This is a genomic window from Burkholderia sp. SJZ089, from assembly GCF_007828315.1.
Classification (GTDB): domain Bacteria; phylum Pseudomonadota; class Gammaproteobacteria; order Burkholderiales; family Burkholderiaceae; genus Burkholderia; species Burkholderia gladioli.
The window spans coordinates 217,359-235,109 of record NZ_VIUM01000013.1 but is presented as its reverse complement, the minus strand read 5'-3'; the positions used below and the strand labels follow the sequence as shown (position 1 = coordinate 235,109).

Genomic DNA, 17,751 nt, shown 5'->3' with positions numbered 1-17,751 from the left:
CCTGATCAGGCCTTGGCGCGCGATGAGCGTGGCTGGCGCGGTTTGCGCGCGGCGGTCAGCGAATCGGAGACCGATTGCACCAGGGCGCGCAGCCAGGCGAGATCGGTGGGCCGGTCCGGCTGCGGATGCGCGAGCTGGTAGCACTGAATGCGCGGAAACGGGATCGGCGGCTCGGCGATCACCAGCGGCAGCATCTGCGCGTAGTGGGTGGCGAAGCGGCGCGTGGTGGTGAAGATCAGGTCGGATTGCAGCAGCACCTGCGGCACCACGCCGAAGTAGGGCAGGGTCGCGACGACGCGGCGCTCGAGCCCGGCGCGCGCCAGCCCGATCTCGATGGCATTGCGCGCCGCGCCGGTATAGGGCGTGGGCGCCAGGTGCGCCGCCGCCGCGTAGGCTTCGCGGGTGAGCGGCGCGTCGGCCAGCGGGTGCGTGTCGCGCATCAGGCAGACCACCGTGTCCGAGAACAGGCTGCTGCGCACGAAGCGCGGGTCCGGCCGCGGCCAGTTCGCGATCACCAGGTCGAGCTCGCCCGAGTCGAGCGCGGCGGCGTGGTCGAGCGCCGGATTCAGCGAATCGATCTCCAGTTGCGCGAGCGGCGCCGCCTCGCGAAAGCGCGCGATCAGGGTCGGCATGAAGAAATCGTTCAGGTAGTCGGGCGCGGCGATCCGGAAGCGGCGGCGCGAGCTGGCCGGATCGAACTCGCCATGCGGGGTGGCGATGAAGTCGACCTCGCGCAGCGCGCGCTGCGATGCCTCGAGCAGCGAGGCGCCGTATTCGGTCGGCACCATGCCCGACTTGCCGCGCACCAGGATCGGATCGTTGAGGATCTCGCGCAGCCGCCGCAGCGCGGTGCTGACCGCCGGCTGGGTCTGGTTCAGGCGCAGCGCCGCCTGGGTGACGCTGCGCTCCAGCAGCAGGGTGCGCAGCACCCGCACGAGCCAGATGTCGAGCGAGGCGGTGCGGCTGTCGGCGGTATCGTCGTCGGGAGGCATCGGCGGGGGAGCGGGGGGCGTCGCACCTACGATACCGGAGCCGCTCGCGCGCGCGGTCAGGCGCGCGCTATGCGCAGTATCAGGGCGGCGCGCTTGGGCGCGCGTGCGTCAGCGCCGGCCGGGCGGCAGCGTGCTGATGCGCTTCACTTCCTTCGATTCGAGCCAGTTCGGCGTGCGCGCGCAATACAGCACCATCGGCAACGCGTCCTCGCCCCAGAACAACTGGCGGTTCATCCAGAAGGTCGGCACGCCGAACACGCCGAGCGCGATCGCGTCCTGCGTATTGCGCTCCAGTTGTTCGCGGGTCTGCGCCGAATCCAGGTGCGGATCGTCGGGCGTCACGCCCACCCGTTCGCAGAGCGCGGCGAAGCCCTCCTCGCTGGTCGGGTCGCGCCCTTCGCGCCAGATGAAGCGGAACATCTCGCGCACCGTGGCGAGATCGGCCGAGATCGCCACCGCGAGCCGCAGCGCCTGGGTCGAATCGAAGGGATGCGCGGGCGGCATGCGGAACGGGATGCCGAGCTGGTCGGCGCGGAACAGCGCGTGGCGGTAGGTGAACACGCGCTTGGCCGGCACGTCGTACATCGGACGCTGGCCCCAGTGATGCTGCAGCACCGGCAGCGAGACCGGCACCGGCTCGAACGGCATGCTCGGCCACTTGTCTTGCTGCTCGAGCAGCAGGTACGTGAACGGCGACAGGAAATCGTAATACCAGCGCGGCTGGCTGGCGTCGTGGCCCACGGTCATCTAGCAATCTCCTGTGCAAAGGCGCGGGGCCGCTGGGCCCACGAGCCGTCATGGTACGCAATGGCGAGCGCGATTGCAGCAATCGCGGCGGGATGGCCGCTCAGGCGTCGCCCCGTGCCGGGCCCGGCGCGGCGGGGAAGGCCGGCACGGCATCGCGCGCGGGGCCGGCTTGGGAATCGACCGCGGAATCGGCCTCGGGTCTCGCCGTCGTTGCATCCGGCTGCCCGGCGGCGCCCGCCGCGCCGCGCGTGTCGTCCTGCGAGAGCAGGCGCTCGCGCACGAAGCCGATGTGCTCGCGCAGCACGTAGAACTGTCCCGCGTAGGCGAGCGGCATCTTCATGCGGTTGACCGAATCCTCCACGTCGTCGAGCTTCTCGAGCAGCACCAGCCGATCGCGCGGCGACAGCTCGCCCAGCGCGCTGCGCTCCAGCGTGATCAGCGCGCCGTACCAGCGGTAGATCCGCGAGCGCACGCGCCAGCCGTACAGCAGTGGGACGAAGCGCAGGCCCGGGATCAGCACCACCACCAGCGGCACCACGATCACCAGCAGCCGGTCGACCAGGCTCGCCACCCAGAACGGCAGTTGCCGGTACAGGAAGGTCTTGCCCGACTTGTAGTAGCGCGCGGCGTCGTCGGACAGCGGGATGCTGCTGTGCGTGACGGGCGAGGGGAATTCGCCGGCGCGCTGCAGGATCGTCGAATGGCCGTGCACCTCGCGCGCGGCCTCGATCAGCAGGTCCGACAGCGCCGGGTGCAGCGAATCGCGCGCGATCAGCTCAACGGTCGGCGAGAGCGTGTGGATGTTGGTCGAGGGCAGGTTGGTGCCGGGGTCGTAGACGCCCATCGGCAGCGTGATGTCGGTCAGGTAGGAGAGCCGGCGCGCATAGGCCTCGGCCTGGGCGAACGAATAGAAATGGATGCCGGGCGCGCGGAACAGCTTGGCCATCACCGGGATCTGGGTCGAGTCGCCGGACAGGAAGGCCGCGTCGATGCGCCCGTCGAGCAGCGCGTGGGCGGCATCCTCGCCGGCCAGCGGCAGCAGGCTGGTGGCGCCGCCCGGCACGATGCCGTTGAGCTTGAGCAGGGCCAGGCCGAGCTCGTGCGAGCCGCTGCCGTCGGGGCCGAGCGCGAGACGCTTGCCGCGGAACTGCGAGAGCCGCTCGATCACCGGGCCGCGGTAGAGGATCGCGATCGGCACGTAGCCGACGCTGCCCAGCGACACCAGTTGGTCCGACTGCCCCTTCTGCTCCACGCCGCTCTGCACGAAGGCGACGTCCACGTGCCCGGCCGGATCGAGCAGGCGCTGCAGGTTCTGCGCCGAGCCTTCCGAGGGCAGCACCTCGAGCGTGATGCCGTTCTTGGCGAGGATGTGCTTGTACTTCTGCGCGGCCGACCAGTTGGTGCTGCCGGGCGGGCCCGCCGAGAGCGTCAGGTGGGTGGGCGGGGCCGGCTGGATCAGCCGGATCGCGAGCCAGATCGCCGCGGTGCCGAGCAGCAGCGCGGGGCCGAACGACATCGCGAGGTCGCGCCACGACACCGCGACGAAGCGGGCCAGGATCCGGTGCGGGCGACGGGAGCGGGGCGAACGGTCGTTCATCGGCGTGGATGCGGGGGCGGGATGGCGCGACGCGTCGCGACGCGCCGGAATGGCTGCGATGGTACCCGAGTTCGCCGGCGCTGCGGCACGCCCGTGGCGGGATTCGGGAAGGTCCGGATGGCCCGGCGGGGCGGGGTTGATCCGGAGCGCAAATCCTTTGCGCTTCGCGTGCCGCTGGATTACATTGTGCGTCGCAGCCGCACCCTATCCGTCGCGGCGCGACCCGGCGTGAAATTCAAGCAGACCGGGCGCGCGTCGGAGCCGGTCCGGCAGTCCGGCCCGCCGCGCGCGCCGGGCGAACGCAGCGCCTCTCGCATGCTCCGTGAAAACGTCGGCCGACGGCATTCGTCGCCGGCCGTTGACTGGGGGTAGTGCGGCCGCCTTTTCGGTGCGGCCGTTTCCGGAATCACAAGGAGAAAACATGAAGTCGATCGTGTGGAAGGCACTGGGTAGCGCGGTGGTGGCAGCGCTGGTTTGCGGCAATGTCTATGCGCAGGCGAGCGATGCCGCCGCCGGCGCCTCGACGCCGGCCGCCGCGAAGGCCGCCAAGAAGGCGGCGCGCAAGGACAACCGCAAGCTCGGTTACGCGGTGCGCAAGGCCATCACCAAGGCCGGCGGCATCGACGTGTCGAACATCACCGTCCGCTCGAAGGGCGGCGCGATCTCGCTGCAGGGCACGGTGCCCGACGCGTCGCAGATCGACAAGGCCGGCGAAGCCGCCAAGGGCGTGGCGGGCGTCACCTCGGTCGACAACAAGCTGACCGTGCAGCAGCAGTAAGCCTCCCGCGCGGGGCGGCCGGGCCGCTCCGCCTGCGCATCCGGCGCCGTGCCCGCCTGGGCTGGCGCCGGCTCTCATTCGGGCCTCGGCCTTCCCGGCAGTTTTCTTTCCGCTTGATCCCTTCGGGGCACGGTTGCCGCCCACGCTTCCCGCCTGGTTTCCCCTTGCTTCCTTCCCGCCAGCCTTTCGCTTGCCCGCGGACGTTCGCGCGCCTTGCCGCCTGCCGTGCCTGGCTCAGGACGTCACCAGCTTGAGCCCGACCAGCACCAGCGTGGCGGCCAGCACGTTGCGCAGCAGTCGCTCGGGCGCGCGCGCCGACAGATGGCTGCCGGCCACGATGCCCGGCAGGGAGCCCAGCAGCAGCGAGACCAGCATCGACCAGTCGACCGAGCCGAGCAGCCAATGGCCCATTCCGGCGACCAGGGTGAGCGGCACCGCGTGCGCGATGTCGGAGCCGACGATGCGCGTGGTCGACAGGGTCGGGTAGAGCAGCAGCAGCACCGTCACGCCGATCGCGCCGGCACCCACCGAAGTCAGCGAGACCAGCACGCCGAGCACCACGCCGGTCAGCACCGTCAGCACGACGGTGCGCAGCGGATTGGGGGCGAGCGCGTGGCGCGAGGCGAAGGCGGCCAGCTGCGGGCGGAACACCAGCGCCACCGAGGTCAGCAGCAGCGCGGCGCCCAGCACCACCTGGATCAGCCGGTTGGTGGAGGCCGCGCCGAAGCCGTGCGCGTGCAGCATCCACAGCGTCACGGCGGCGGCCGGCACGCTGCCCGCCGCGAGCCGGCCGGTGATGCGCCAGTCGACCGTGCCCTTGGCGCCGTGCACCAGGGTGCCGGTCGCCTTGGTGGCGGCCGCGTAGAGCAGGTCGGTGCCGACCGCGGTGGCCGGATGAACGTTGAACAGCAGCACCAGGATCGGCGTCATCAGCGAGCCGCCGCCGACCCCCGTCAGGCCGACCAGGAAGCCGACGAACAGGCCGGAGACGGTGTACAGCAGATCGATATGGGGAAACGACATCGGCGGGGCTCGGAAGGTTGTGCGCGGGTCGGAACCCGGCATTGTCTCAAAACTGGCGCGTCGGCGTGGGAATCTCCGTCGCGGCGGCGGGGCCGGACCTGCATGCGCGCGCCGTGCATCGTCGCGGCCGGCTGCTATGCTGGTTTGACGATCGTCGCGGGAGGGCATCTCGATGGACCGTCTGAGCGCCATGGAAACATTCGTCGCCGTCGTCGAGGCCGGCTCGTTCGCGGCGGCCGCGCGCCGGCTCGGGCTTGGCCCGGGCGCGGTCTCGCGGGCGGTGACGGGGCTGGAACGGCAGGTCGGCGTGGCCCTGCTTGCGCGCGGCCCGCGCGGGCTCGCGCCGAGCGAGGCCGGCCAGCATTATTACGAGCGCGCGCGCCGCCTGCTCGACGACGCGCAGGAAGCGGAGCAGGCCGCGCGCGGCGTCGGCGGGGGCCTGACCGGGACGCTGCGGGTGCTGGTGGCGGGCAGCTTCGCGCGCCTGCACGTGCTGCCCGCGATCCAGGGGTTCCTCGACGATCACCCCGATCTCACGGTCGAGCTGCTGCTCGACGATCGTCATACCGACCTGGCCGTCGAGCGCGTCGACGTCGCGTTGCGGATCGGCCATGCCGCGGGCGACGGCATGGCGGCCTCGCGCAAGATCGGCGAGAGCCCGCGGCGGGTGGTCGGTTCGCAGGCCTATCTGCGGCGTGCCGGGCTGCCGCGCACGCCCGAGGATCTGGCCCGGCACCAGGTGGTGGTGCTGGACCGGCGCGCCGGCGGCGCGACCTGGAAATTCCGGCGTCACGGCACCGAGTTGGCGGTGGAGACCTCGGGCCGGCTGCGCGTGCGCGAGGCCGAAGGCGTGCGGGCCGCCGCGCTGGCCGGGCTGGGCCTGGCGATCGGCTCGGAATGGCTGTTCGCCGACGCGCTGCGCGACGCTCGCCTGCTTAGCGTGCTGGATGACTGGACGCTGCCGCCCGTCGAACTGTGGGCCGTGTTTCCGGCCGGGCGTCTCGCACCATCGCGCGCGCGGGCCTTCGTCGCCTTCGTCGAGGCGATGCTCGGCGTGGCGGCCGCCTCGCGTGCCGCCGCCTGAGTGCTTCGCGCAAGGGCGGGCGGCTTTATTGATCCGACGATAACGTTGGAAGTTTAAGAAAATTCAATTCGCCGATTTGAATTGGCGGAGCCTGATCGCGTCGATTATCGTGGTTGAGATGGTGGCGATGATTGAAACGTATGTTCGGTGGTTTATTTTAAAAATAATTCTATTCGGTCACGTATTTTTTATTGATGAATGAACTGCGATCGCATTGGGCGGGCGCTCGGGAGATGGCGGCTGGCATAGATGCGGAGCGGGCCAAGCCTCGTGCATGAGCAGATCTTGATGAATTATTTGTGAGAATTCCGGGAAAAGACCTGTGATTTCTTACGGGAATTTGGCCGATCTGGATTCGAATCGTTACGCACGCCGGGCGTAACGTTCCATTGGCTTGTTACGTTACGCGAACGATTTCTCGATGCGTCGCGCAAGGCCTGTTCGTCGTCGCGAATTTGCTCTGACGATATTTGGCAGTCCAATCCCGACAATTTGTTCGACGAAACGCGCTGTTGTCGATTGCGCCGGTGCGTTGGCACGGACCCTGCAGTGCAGTCTGCCGCATGACCGCTTTACCCGACGGCAAGACCAACTGACATGGGGTCACAAATGAAACAACACTTCAAGTTGTCGAGCATCGCGCTTTCGGCGGCGACGGCATTCGGTCTCGCGGCGGCAGCGCCGGCGATGGCCGATGTCGGCAACATCGTCACCGGGCTGGGGGCCAATCTGAATCTGAACAGCTCGCTCAATGCGAGCGGTGCTTCGCTGGGCGCCCTCGGCAGCCTGGCCGGCACCTCGCTGGGCGTGAATGCCGCGCTCAATCCGAGCGTGGGCGCCGAACTCAAGCTGACGGCCAATGGCGCCACCATCCTCGACCTGTCGCTGGGCAACGCCATCGGACCGCTCAAGTCCTCGCTCGGCGGCCTGGTGAGCACGGTCGAGGGACTCGCGCAGAACACGCCGCTGGCCGGCGTGATCAGCGGACTGCAGACCGTCGTGACGAATCCCGCCGGCGCGTTGACGGGCGTGCTGAGCACGGCGACCGGCGCGCTATCGACCGGCGCGGGCGCCCTGACGGGCGGCCTCGGGGCCGTCACGAACGGCCTCGGCACGGTGACGAGCACGGCGGCCGGTGCCCTGTCGGGCGGCGCCACAGCGCTGGCCGGCGGCCTCACCACGGTGGCCGGCACGGCCACCGGCGCGCTGACCACCGGGTTGGGCACCGCGACGGGGGCGCTGTCGAATGGCCTGGGCGCCGCGAGCGGTGCACTGTCGGCCGGTGCGGGCGCGTTGGCGGGTGGACTCGGCGCGGCCTCGGGCGCGCTCGCTTCGGGCGCGGGTGCGCTGGCCGGCGGCCTGGGGGCGGCGGCGGGCGGCTTGAACGCGGTCGCGGGCACGGTCGTCAGCGGCCTGTCGACGGGTCTGGGCACGACCACCGGCGCGCTGACCACGGGCCTCGGCGCCGCGACGGGCGGCCTGTCGAATGGCCTGGGCGCGGTGTCGGGCGCGCTGGCATCGGGCGCGGGTGCGCTGGCCGGCGGCCTGGGTGCCGCGACGGGGGGATTGAATACGGTGGCCGGGACGGTCGCGGGTGGCCTCGGTGCGGCATCGGGCGCGTTGGCATCGGGTGCGGGTGCGCTGGCCGGTGGCCTGGGTGCCGCGGCGGGTGGTTTGAATACGGTGGCCGGCACGGTGACGAGCGGCCTGTCGAATGGACTGGGTGCCGCCACGGGCGCGTTGTCGAGCGGTGCAGGCGCGTTGGCAGGCGGTCTCGGCGCCGTCGCTGGCGGCCTGGGTTCGGCGACGAGCGGCCTGAATACGGTGGCCGGCACGGTGACGAGTGGCCTGTCGAATGGCCTGGGCGCCGCCACGGGCGCTTTGTCGAGCGGCGCGGGTGCGCTGGCAGGCGGCCTCGGCGCCGTCGCTGGCGGCCTGGGTTCGGCAACGAGCGGCCTGAACACGGTGGCCGGCACGGTTGCTGGCGGTCTGTCGAATGGCCTGGGTGCCGCGACCGGTGCGCTGTCGAGCGGCGCGGGTGCGCTCGCCGGTGGCCTCGGCACGGTGTCAGGCGCGTTGTCGAGCGGCACCGGTGCGCTTGCCGGTGGTCTCGGTGCAGTTGCGGGCGGTCTCGGGTCGGCGACGGGCGGTCTGTCGACGGTGGCGGGCACGGCAGCCGGCGCGTTGTCGAGCGGTGCGGGCGCCCTGGCCGGTGGCCTCGGCGCGGCGACCAGCGGCCTGGGCGCGGTGACCGGCACGGTGGCCGGCGCGCTGGGCACCGGCGCCACGGCGCTGAGCGGCACGGCCGGCGCACTGGCCGGCGGCCTCGGCACCGGCGCGACGGCGGTTTCGGGCGCGCTCGGCGCCGGCGCGAACGCGTTGTCGGGCGGCGTCCAGGCAGTCGCGGGCGGCTTGGGAACCACCACCACGGCGATCACCGGCCTGGTCGGCAGCGTCAATCCGGCCTCGGCCGTGACGGGCGTGCTGGGCGCTGCGACCTCGGGCCTCGGCAATGCGACCACGGCGCTCACCGGCGCCCTGGCCTCGGTGCCGACGGCGGCGGTCACCGGCGTGGTCAACGCGGCCTCGTCGGGCGTGAGCTCGGCGGTCGGCGGCCTCGGCACGGTGGCGGGCACGGTTGCCAGCACCGCGCCGGCGGCGGTGACGGGCGTGGTCAACGCGGTCACCGGTGTGGTCGCGAGCAACCCGATCGCCCCGATCACGGCGCTGGTCGGCAACCTGCAGACGGCGCTGCCGGTTTCGACCGTGACGGGCGCGGTCTCGACGGTCGCGAACACGGTGACGGGCACGCTGTCGAGCGCGGCGCACACGGGCCTGGCGGCCACCACGGCGCTCGGCACGGTCGGCGCGACGCTCGCCTCGACCACCGGCGCCACGCTCGGCAACGTGGCGAGCACCGGCGCGGCGACGCTCGGCACGGTCGCCAACACCGGCGTGAGCACGGTGGCGGCGGTCGGCAACGTGGCGACGCAGACCATCGGCGCGGTCGGCGCGGCCTTGCCGGGCATCGCGATCACGCCGTCGTCGGGCGGCGCGTCGGGCTCGGGATCGGGTACCGGCACGGGCGGCGCGGCGGGCGTCGGCACGCTGCTCTCGCCGGTGACCTCGCTGGTCACGACGCTGGCCGGCGTGGTGCCGCACAAGTAAGCGGGCGGCCTGCCGCCAGGGCGGGCCGGCGCGTCGAGGCAGGCGCGCATGGCTCGACCGTCGCGGCGGATATCGGCAACAGGGACGGCACGACTTCGGTCGTGCCGTTTTTTTTGCGCCCGCGTGCCATCGCTGCTGCCTGTCATCAGGGGAACTCGCCGCCGGCGCAGCTTACGAACCGGCGTAAGCCGACGTTTGTACGGCACCGCGCCGCGTGCGAACGTCCTATAGTGACGCACGCCCGCGCGAGCGCGGCCCGTGGCGCACCCGAGCCCGGGCGCCGCGCAGCCCGCATGCGCTCCCCGCGCCGACCCTGGAGACGAACGGGAGCGAGACTCCCGGAGGACCTGCCGAATGAAGAAGCTGATCAACGATGTCGAACACGTGGTGCCCGACCTGCTGAACGGGCTGGTCGCGCTCAACCCGCATCTCGCCCTGCTCGCCGGCCGCACCATCGTGGTCCGCGCCGACGCGGCCGAGGCCGCCTCGCGCGGCGAGGTCGCGCTGATATCGGGCGGCGGCGCCGGTCACGAGCCGGCCCATGCCGGCTACGTGGGCGCTGGCATGCTGAGTGCGGCAGTGGCGGGCGAGGTGTTCACCTCGCCCTCGGTCGACGCGGTGCTCGACGCGATCCGCGCGGTGGCCGGGCCGGCCGGGGTGCTGCTGATCGTCAAGAACTACACGGGCGACCGGCTCAATTTCGGGCTCGCGGCGGAGATCGCGCGTGCCGAGGGGATCGACGTCGAGACCGTGATCGTGGCCGACGACGTGGCGCTGGCCGCGCGCGGCGAACATGCCGGGCGGCGTGGCCTGGCCGGCACGGTGCTGGTGCATCGCATCGCCGGCGCGGCCGCGGCGGCCGGGCTGCCGCTGGCCGAGGTGGCGCGGCAGGCGCGCGAGGCCGCCGCCGCGCTCGGCACCATGGGCGTGGCGCTGTCGCCCTGCACGGTGCCGGCCGCCGGCACGCCCGGTTTCACGCTCGGCGAGCGCGAGATCGAATGGGGGCTCGGCATCCATGGCGAGGCCGGCGTGGAGCGCGCCGAACTCGAATCGGCCGAGGCGGTGGCCGCGCGGCTGATCGCGCGCATCGCCGAGGACCTGGCCCTCGAGCGCGGCGCGCGCGTGGCGCTGCTGGTCAACAATCTCGGCGGTACCCCGCCGGGCGAGCTCGATATCGTCGCCGACGCGGCGCTGCGGGCGCTGGCCGCGCGCGGCGCGGTGGTGGAGCGCGCCTGGGCCGGCACCTTCCTGAGCGCGCTCGAGATGGCCGGCATCTCGCTGAGCTTGCTGCGTGTCGACGAGGCGCGTCTTGCCGCGCTCGACTCGCCGACCGAGGCGCCGGCCTGGCCGGCGCGGGCCGGCCGCGTGGCGCCGCAGGAGAGCCGGCCGGTGCCGGCCGCGCCGGAGGCGGCGCGGCGCACGCAGGGTGAGGGCGCGCGGCTCGCGCGCGACGCGGTGCTGCGGCGCGTGATCGACGCGGTCTGCCTGAAGCTGCGCGAATCCGAGGCGCTGCTCACCGAGATGGACCAGCGGGTCGGCGACGGCGATCTCGGCATCAGCCTGTCGCGTGCGGCGCAGGCGATCGAGGCCGAGGCCGGCGGCTGGCCCGACGCGGCGCGCCCGGGCGCGGTGCTGCGCGCCATGTCGGCGACGCTGCGGCGCGTGGTGGGCGGCACCTCGGGCCCGCTTTACGCGGCGATGCTGATGCGCGCGGCGGCCAGCCTCGACGCGGCCGCCCGGCCCGATGCCTCGGCCTGGGCCGATGCCTTCGTGGCGGCGGTCGAGGGCGTCAGCGAGATCGGCGGCGCGCGGCCCGGCGATCGCACCATGGTCGACGCGCTCGACCCGGCCGCGCGCGCGATGCGCGCCGCGCTCGACGCGAATGGCGGCAACCTGCGGCAGGCGCTCGACGCGGCCGCCGCGGCCGCGATCGAGGGCGCGGCCGGCACCGCCACGCTGCTGCCCCGGCGCGGCCGCTCCAGCTATCTCGGCGAACGCGCGCTCGGCCATCCCGATCCCGGTGCGCATGCGGTCGGCCTGTGGCTCGCGGCGATCCGCGACGCGCTGCGCGACTGAGTTCGAACCCGATCCCGGCCCGCCCGTGCATGGTCAGGCCGGCCCTGGCGAGATCGCGCCCGGGCCGGCCCGCCGGCAGCCGCGCGACCGAGCCGCGCAGGGCGCGTCGGGCGCGCATGCGATAATCCGCGGCTGTCTGCTGCCCTTCGCGCCGCGCGCGCCTGTCCGCCGTGAATCCCTTCCTTGTTCCGCTGTCCCGCGTCGACGAGTTCGACGAAATCATCGACGTGCGCACGCCGCTCGAGTACGCGGAGGACCATATTCCCGGCGCGCTGAACGCCCCCGTGCTGAGCAACGACGAGCGCGTGATCATCGGCACCATGTACAAGCAGGTCTCGCCCTACGAGGCGACGCGGGTCGGCGCGGCCTGGGTGGCGCGCAACATCGCCGCGCACCTGGAAACCACCTTCGCCGACCGGCCGATCAACTGGCGCCCGCTGATCTACTGCTGGCGCGGCGGCAAGCGCTCGGGCTCGATGACGTCCTGGTTCAACCTGATCGGCTGGCGCGCGCGGCAGCTCGACGGCGGCTACAAGGCCTATCGCCGCTGGGTGGTGGATGAGCTCGACGAACTGCCGGCGCGGCTGCGCTACATCGTGCTGACGGGGCGCACCGGCAGCGGCAAGACGCATCTGCTCGGTGCGCTGGCCAGGGCCGGCGCGCAGGTGCTCGATCTCGAGGGCCTGGCCGTGCATCGCGGCTCGCTGCTGGGCGCCTTGCCGGGCGCCGAGCAGCCCACCCAGAAGGGTTTCGATACCTCGCTGGTGCTGGCGCTGCGCGGCTTCGATCCGGCCCGGCCGGTGTTCGTCGAGGCCGAGAGCCGCCGCATCGGGCGCATCACCTTGCCGGATCCGGTGCTGGCCGGCATGCACGCGGCGCGCTGCGTCGCCGTCGAGACCGCGCGCGAGGATCGCGTGGCCCTGCTGCTGCGCGACTACGGCCATCTGTTCGACGATCCCCTGGCGTTCCGGCAGCAGCTCGCGCGCCTGACCGAACTGCACGGCCACGCGCGGATCCGCGACTGGCAGGCGCTGGCCGAGGCCGGCGCACGCGGCGAGCTGTTCGAGTCGCTGATCGACCAGCATTACGATCCCGCCTACACGCGCAGCAGCCACGCTGCGTTCCGCCAGATCGCGAGCGCCACCGCCTTTGCGTTCCGGCCGATGGCGGCCGAGGACGAACTCGCCGCGCAGGCGCGCGCGCTGCTCGAACTGCTGGACTGATTCCAGCCATGTGGTGAGCCTGGTCGACGGTTCGCCGACGGCGTGTCACGGGCGATGGACCCGTCCAGTCGCGAGCGAATGACGTTTCGGTTTCCCTACCGATCGAGCATCTCGATCAGGCATGGCGACGTGCTCAGCCCGCGCGACGCGGCAGCGTGCCCGCCAGCTCCATCAGCGCGCGGGCGCCGTGCTCGCCGAGTTGAGCCTTGGCGCGTGCCTGCGCCGCTTGCCAGGCCGAGGCGGCCTCGCGCAGCAGCGCGTTGCCGCGCTCGGTCAGCGACAGCAGGCGGATGCGGCGGTCGCCCGCCTCGCGCGTTTCCTCCACCCAGCCCTGCGCGATCAGCGGCTGCAGGTTGCGGGTCAGCGTCGAGCGGTCGTGCTGGTTGCTGCGACCCAGATCGGAGCGCGTGAGCGGGCCGAGATCGACGATCAGCACCAGCAGCGAGAACTGCGGCGCGTTGATGCCGAACGGCCGGAACGCGTCGTCGTAGATCGCGGTCAGGAAGCGGGAGAGTTGCCGCGTGCGCGTAAACAGGCAGTCGCGGGCGATCTCGCTGCTGATTGGGCCGGCGGGGAAGGCCGGGGAGAGCTTGGGTTCCGTCATGATCGAGTCCGTAGGGCGAGCGACGGCGCATGCCGCGCGATCGATGACGGTATTGGAGCGCGCCGACGTATCCGGCTTGTGCCGGCGAGGCGCGTTTTCTGTATGGCCGTGTGTCTGGCGCCCGCGCCGGATACGTTGTGATACAAAAGCCGGGCGGTTCGCGGCCGGCGGGAGGGCGCGGGGCGCGGCCGGGCTATCCGAAGGTAGGTATTGCCATGGCCGTTCGTATGGGCGCGGGGCACCGAAGGTTCGATGGAGCGGGGACGGGCGGCGCCCTATGCTGTCTACCAGCGCGAATCGGCCTCAATGGGCCCTACGCGCGACGTACCACGCCATTACAACCCACCGCAGGTCCATTCACAGGTGATTGCCATGACCCTCAGCAAACCGATCCTCGCCGGCGCCGTCGCCGTACTGATGATCTCCTCGACCGCCTTCGCCCAGTCCGGCGACGCCACGACGCCGACGCGCCAGCAGATCCGCGCCGAGATGAAGGCCGAGAAGGCCGCCAATCACGCGCTGGCGAAGAAGGTGCGCCAGGCCTTCGACAAGTCGAGCGACCTGAACGACACCGAGATCGTGGTGTTCTCGAAGGCGCGTACCGGCAAGGTGATCCTCGCCGGCATGATCATGGATCCGTCGCAGGACCAGATCGCGCAGGACATCGCCGCCAAGGTGCCGGGCGTGCAGTCGGTGGACAGCAAGCTGAGCGTGTACGAAGCGCACTGAACACGCGGCCGGCCAGTCGGCTCGACTCGAAACCGACGGGCTTCTGGCCGGCCCGCCAACTTCGTTTCCTCGAACGGACGCGATTTCCCTGCCGGCGGGTGCCGGCGATAGCCGTGCCGCGCAGCACCACGCAGCGCCGGAACCGGCGCCCGTCATGCCTCCTCTCAATGGGGCGCGATCGATGCGGGAAAAATATTCTCCACATCGTTAAATGTTTGCATAAAAAAACCTCGCTCCCCCGTTCTTGAATTTGTCAAACCTCGTCCATATAATTAGCACTCGCTGCACGAGAGTGCTAACAATTCGCCGGCGGGCGGCAGCCCGCCGGCATCCTTGTGTACTTCAGTCCCATTCAAGAAAGAGAGGAGTGAACATGAATCTTCGTCCTTTGCACGATCGCGTGATCGTCAAGCGCCTGGATCAGGAAACCAAGACGGCATCGGGCATCGTGATTCCGGACGCCGCCGCTGAAAAGCCGGATCAAGGTGAAGTGCTGGCGATCGGCCCGGGCAAGCGCGACGACAAGGGTGCCCCGATCGCGCTCGACGTGAAGGTCGGCGATCGCGTCCTGTTCGGCAAGTACGCTGGCCAGACCGTCAAGGTCGACGGCCAGGAACTGCTCGTGATGCGCGAAGAAGACATCATGGCCGTGGTCAACGCGGCGTAAGCCCGCGTAACGCTTCCCAGCGAATCCATTCCAGAATCCAAGGAGTTAGAAGATGGCAGCTAAAGACGTCGTGTTCGGCGATTCCGCCCGCTCGAAGATGGTTGAAGGCGTGAACATTCTCGCCAATGCAGTGAAGGTCACGCTGGGTCCGAAGGGCCGCAACGTGGTCCTCGAGCGCTCGTTCGGTGGCCCGACGGTGACCAAGGACGGCGTGTCGGTCGCCAAGGAAATCGAGCTGAAGGACAAGCTCCAGAACATGGGCGCGCAGATGGTCAAGGAAGTCGCTTCCAAGACCAGCGACAACGCCGGCGACGGCACGACGACGGCAACCGTCCTCGCGCAATCGATCGTTCGCGAAGGCATGAAGTACGTCGCATCGGGCATGAACCCGATGGACCTGAAGCGCGGCATCGACAAGGCCGTCGCCGCCGCGGTGGAAGAGCTGAAGAAGATCAGCAAGCCCTGCACCACCAACAAGGAAATCGCGCAAGTCGGCTCGATCTCGGCGAACAGCGATTCGTCGATCGGCGATCGCATCGCTGAAGCGATGGACAAGGTCGGCAAGGAAGGCGTGATCACGGTCGAAGACGGCAAGTCGCTGGCCGACGAGCTCGACGTCGTCGAAGGCATGCAATTCGACCGCGGCTACCTGTCGCCGTACTTCATCAACAACCCGGACAAGCAAGTCGCCGTCCTCGACAACCCGTTCGTGCTGCTGCACGACAAGAAGGTGTCGAACATCCGTGACCTGCTGCCGGTCCTGGAACAAGTCGCGAAGGCCGGCCGTCCGCTGCTGATCATCGCCGAGGACGTCGAAGGCGAAGCGCTGGCCACCCTGGTGGTCAACAACATCCGCGGCATCCTGAAGACCGTCGCCGTCAAGGCTCCGGGCTTCGGCGACCGTCGCAAGGCGATGCTGGAAGACATCGCGATCCTGACCGGCGGTCAAGTGGTTGCGGAAGAAACCGGCCTGACGCTCGAGAAGGCCACGCTGGCCGAGCTGGGCCAGGCCAAGCGCATCGAAGTGGGCAAGGAAAACACCACGATCATCGATGGCGCCGGCGAAGCCGTGAACATCGAGGCACGCGTCAAGCAAGTGCGCGCCCAGATCGAGGAAGCCACCTCGGACTACGATCGCGAGAAGCTTCAAGAGCGCGTTGCCAAGCTGGCAGGCGGCGTGGCCGTGATCAAGGTCGGTGCCGCGACCGAAGTCGAAATGAAGGAAAAGAAGGCACGTGTCGAAGACGCACTGCACGCCACGCGCGCAGCTGTGGAAGAAGGCATCGTGGCCGGTGGCGGCGTCGCGCTGATCCGCGCTCGCACCGCCATCGCCGCTCTGACCGGCGCCAACGCCGACCAGAACGCCGGCATCAAGATCGTGCTGCGCGCCATGGAAGAGCCGCTGCGCCAGATCGTCACGAACGGCGGCGAAGAAGCCAGCGTCGTGGTCGCCGCGGTTGCCGCCGGTTCGGGCAACTATGGCTACAACGCCGCAACGGGCGAGTACGTCGACATGGTCGAGGCTGGCGTGGTCGATCCGACCAAGGTCACGCGCACCGCGCTGCAGAACGCCGCTTCGGTGGCCGGCCTGCTGCTGACGACGGACGCAGCGGTTGCCGAGCTGCCGAAGGAAGATGCTCCGATGCCCGGCGGCATGCCCGGCGGCATGGGCGGCATGGGCATGGACATGTAATCGACTTCGGTCGATCGCATCGACGGGCGCGCAGCGATGCGCGCCCGGTCCTGCAAAACAAAAAACCCGCAGCGATGCGGGTTTTTTGTCGTTGACGGCCGGGGTCGGCGGCTTGCGGTGCCCGGGCGGGGCCGGCCCGCCCTCGGCCTCAGTGCCGCGAGGCGCCGAACGGCGGCGCGGCCGGCGCGGCGGGCTGGGCCTGCGCGGCCTCCTCGTTGCTGCGTGCCCAGAAGAAGCGGTCGGGCACCCAGGCACCCATGCCGGGCCGGAACGCATCGCGCGCGGCCTGGTAGAGATATTCCTGCGCCTCGCGCACCGCCTCGGGCGGCTCCTGCCCGTTCGCGAGCAGCGCCGCGATCGCCGTGCCGAGCGTGTCGGTCACGCCCATCAGCCGGTGCGGCGTGCGTTCCCAGAGATCCTGGCGGATTTGCCCTTCCTCGCCGTACAGCGTATTGACCAGCCGGTGCGTGCCGGTCTCGGTGGCGAGGATGTATTCGCAACCTTGCGAGAGCAGGTGGGCGATCGCCGTGTCGAGATTCGGCGCCTCGGCGTCGCCGTCGGGCTGGGCCAGCGCGATCAGGGTGGCGTGGTCGGCCACCAGCAGCGTGGTCTGCGGCGCGAGCAGGTCGGCGATCGATTCGCGCAGGTCGTCGGCGGCCAGCACGTGCTCGTCGTCGAGCGTGAAGTCGGGGGCCAGCACCAGCGGCACGCCGTCGTAGTCGGCGACCACCTCGGCGATCGCGCTGACCACCTCGGCGCGCGCAGTGGCGCCGATCTTGAAGGCGGCCACCGGCATGTCCTCGAGCAGCATCCGCGCTTGCGCGACCACCGTGTCCGGGTCGAGACCGGTCACTTCATCGCAGGACGCCGAATCGCGAACCGTGTAGCCGGTCAGGACCGTGGCGCCGTGGCAACCCATGCTCGCCAGCGTCAGCAGGTCCGCCTGCAGGCCGGAGCCGCCGGTGGGATCGGACAGGCCGAAGGTGAGAACGATCGGAGGGGCGTTGCTGGACATGAAAAATCGGGGAAAGAGAAGAACGATCGGGCGGCGCACCAGGTGGGGGCGCCTTGCCGGTCATTATGCGGTGGAAACCTGTGCGTGAAGTGGTTTTTTTAACGCAATGCAATGTGTGGCGGGCGTTTGCGGCGGATCGAGACGCTTGCGCGCGCATCCGTGCAAGGATCGCGGCGATCGTGCCGCGCGGCAGTTCAATCGGGTGCGGATCGGGGATCTCCACAGCGGTGGCGGGAAGGGCGCTGTGAGCGGTGATGGCGTGCCTGGCCATGGCGATGCTCCGGCGATCGATCCCGAGCGAGCGCCCGGACAAGAAACCGGACAACCCGCTGGACAGAACGTCGCGGTCCCGGCT

The 17,751-nt window shown here is 70.5% G+C and carries 14 protein-coding genes; 8 read left to right on the top strand and 6 right to left on the bottom strand.

Annotated elements, in window-relative coordinates; all coding sequences use genetic code 11:
* Nucleotides 1-5: 5 nt before the first annotated feature.
* From FB600_RS24050 to FB600_RS24040, 3 genes are all read right to left on the bottom strand, one after another.
* Nucleotides 6-992: a LysR family transcriptional regulator gene (locus FB600_RS24050; protein WP_013696806.1), complete on the bottom strand. Its 987-nt coding sequence runs from the start codon at nucleotides 990-992 to the stop codon at nucleotides 6-8.
* Nucleotides 993-1,100: 108 nt separating this feature from the next.
* Nucleotides 1,101-1,739: a 2-hydroxychromene-2-carboxylate isomerase gene (locus tag FB600_RS24045; protein WP_145757389.1), complete on the bottom strand. Its 639-nt coding sequence runs from the start codon at nucleotides 1,737-1,739 to the stop codon at nucleotides 1,101-1,103.
* 100 nt (nucleotides 1,740-1,839) lie between these two features.
* A complete protein-coding gene (locus FB600_RS24040; RefSeq protein WP_145757390.1) occupies nucleotides 1,840-3,336 on the bottom strand; it encodes a TAXI family TRAP transporter solute-binding subunit in 1,497 nt (498 codons plus the stop codon).
* Nucleotides 3,337-3,757: 421 nt separating this feature from the next.
* On the opposite strand from FB600_RS24040, the gene FB600_RS24035 reads away from it, so the two are divergent.
* Nucleotides 3,758-4,114 carry a BON domain-containing protein gene (locus FB600_RS24035; protein ID WP_036038124.1) on the top strand — a complete coding sequence of 119 codons (357 nt, stop codon included), beginning with the start codon at nucleotides 3,758-3,760 and terminating at the stop codon, nucleotides 4,112-4,114.
* A gap of 234 nt (nucleotides 4,115-4,348) precedes the next feature.
* Here the strand turns inward: FB600_RS24035 and FB600_RS24030 are convergent, their stop codons facing one another.
* On the bottom strand, nucleotides 4,349-5,137 hold the full coding sequence (locus FB600_RS24030) for a sulfite exporter TauE/SafE family protein (protein ID WP_145757391.1): 789 nt from the start codon (nucleotides 5,135-5,137) through the stop codon (nucleotides 4,349-4,351).
* A 172-nt stretch (nucleotides 5,138-5,309) separates the two neighbouring features.
* Between FB600_RS24030 and FB600_RS24025 the strand changes: the two genes are divergently transcribed.
* From FB600_RS24025 to mnmH, 4 genes are all read left to right on the top strand, one after another.
* On the top strand, nucleotides 5,310-6,221 hold the full coding sequence (locus FB600_RS24025) for a LysR family transcriptional regulator (RefSeq protein ID WP_096749645.1): 912 nt from the start codon (nucleotides 5,310-5,312) through the stop codon (nucleotides 6,219-6,221).
* 609 nt (nucleotides 6,222-6,830) lie between these two features.
* Nucleotides 6,831-9,389 carry a beta strand repeat-containing protein gene (locus FB600_RS24020; RefSeq protein WP_145757392.1) on the top strand — a complete coding sequence of 853 codons (2,559 nt, stop codon included), beginning with the start codon at nucleotides 6,831-6,833 and terminating at the stop codon, nucleotides 9,387-9,389.
* 354 nt (nucleotides 9,390-9,743) lie between these two features.
* Complete coding sequence (gene dhaL, locus FB600_RS24015) at nucleotides 9,744-11,465, top strand: dihydroxyacetone kinase subunit DhaL (RefSeq protein ID WP_096749643.1); 1,722 nt, start codon at nucleotides 9,744-9,746, stop codon at nucleotides 11,463-11,465.
* A 170-nt stretch (nucleotides 11,466-11,635) separates the two neighbouring features.
* A complete protein-coding gene (mnmH, locus tag FB600_RS24010) occupies nucleotides 11,636-12,688 on the top strand; it encodes a tRNA 2-selenouridine(34) synthase MnmH (protein ID WP_145757393.1) in 1,053 nt (350 codons plus the stop codon).
* A 133-nt stretch (nucleotides 12,689-12,821) separates the two neighbouring features.
* On the opposite strand, the gene FB600_RS24005 is transcribed toward mnmH, so the two are convergent.
* Nucleotides 12,822-13,292, bottom strand: a complete 471-nt coding sequence (locus FB600_RS24005) for a MarR family winged helix-turn-helix transcriptional regulator (RefSeq protein WP_096749641.1) — start codon at nucleotides 13,290-13,292, stop codon at nucleotides 12,822-12,824.
* Between the two features lie 372 nt (nucleotides 13,293-13,664).
* Between FB600_RS24005 and FB600_RS24000 the strand changes: the two genes are divergently transcribed.
* The 3 genes from FB600_RS24000 (at nucleotide 13,665) to groL (ending at nucleotide 16,381) form a co-directional block, all read left to right on the top strand.
* Nucleotides 13,665-14,021 carry a BON domain-containing protein gene (locus tag FB600_RS24000; protein ID WP_013696816.1) on the top strand — a complete coding sequence of 119 codons (357 nt, stop codon included), beginning with the start codon at nucleotides 13,665-13,667 and terminating at the stop codon, nucleotides 14,019-14,021.
* Nucleotides 14,022-14,394: 373 nt separating this feature from the next.
* Nucleotides 14,395-14,688 carry a co-chaperone GroES gene (gene groES, locus FB600_RS23995; protein ID WP_013696818.1) on the top strand — a complete coding sequence of 98 codons (294 nt, stop codon included), beginning with the start codon at nucleotides 14,395-14,397 and terminating at the stop codon, nucleotides 14,686-14,688.
* A 52-nt stretch (nucleotides 14,689-14,740) separates the two neighbouring features.
* Nucleotides 14,741-16,381, top strand: coding sequence for a chaperonin GroEL (gene groL, locus FB600_RS23990; RefSeq protein WP_013696819.1), 1,641 nt, complete (start codon nucleotides 14,741-14,743; stop codon nucleotides 16,379-16,381).
* Between the two features lie 148 nt (nucleotides 16,382-16,529).
* On the opposite strand, the gene FB600_RS23985 is transcribed toward groL, so the two are convergent.
* Entirely contained in the window at nucleotides 16,530-17,396 is an 867-nt protein-coding gene (locus tag FB600_RS23985; protein ID WP_013696820.1) for a hydroxymethylpyrimidine/phosphomethylpyrimidine kinase, read from the bottom strand.
* Nucleotides 17,397-17,751 lie beyond the last annotated feature (355 nt).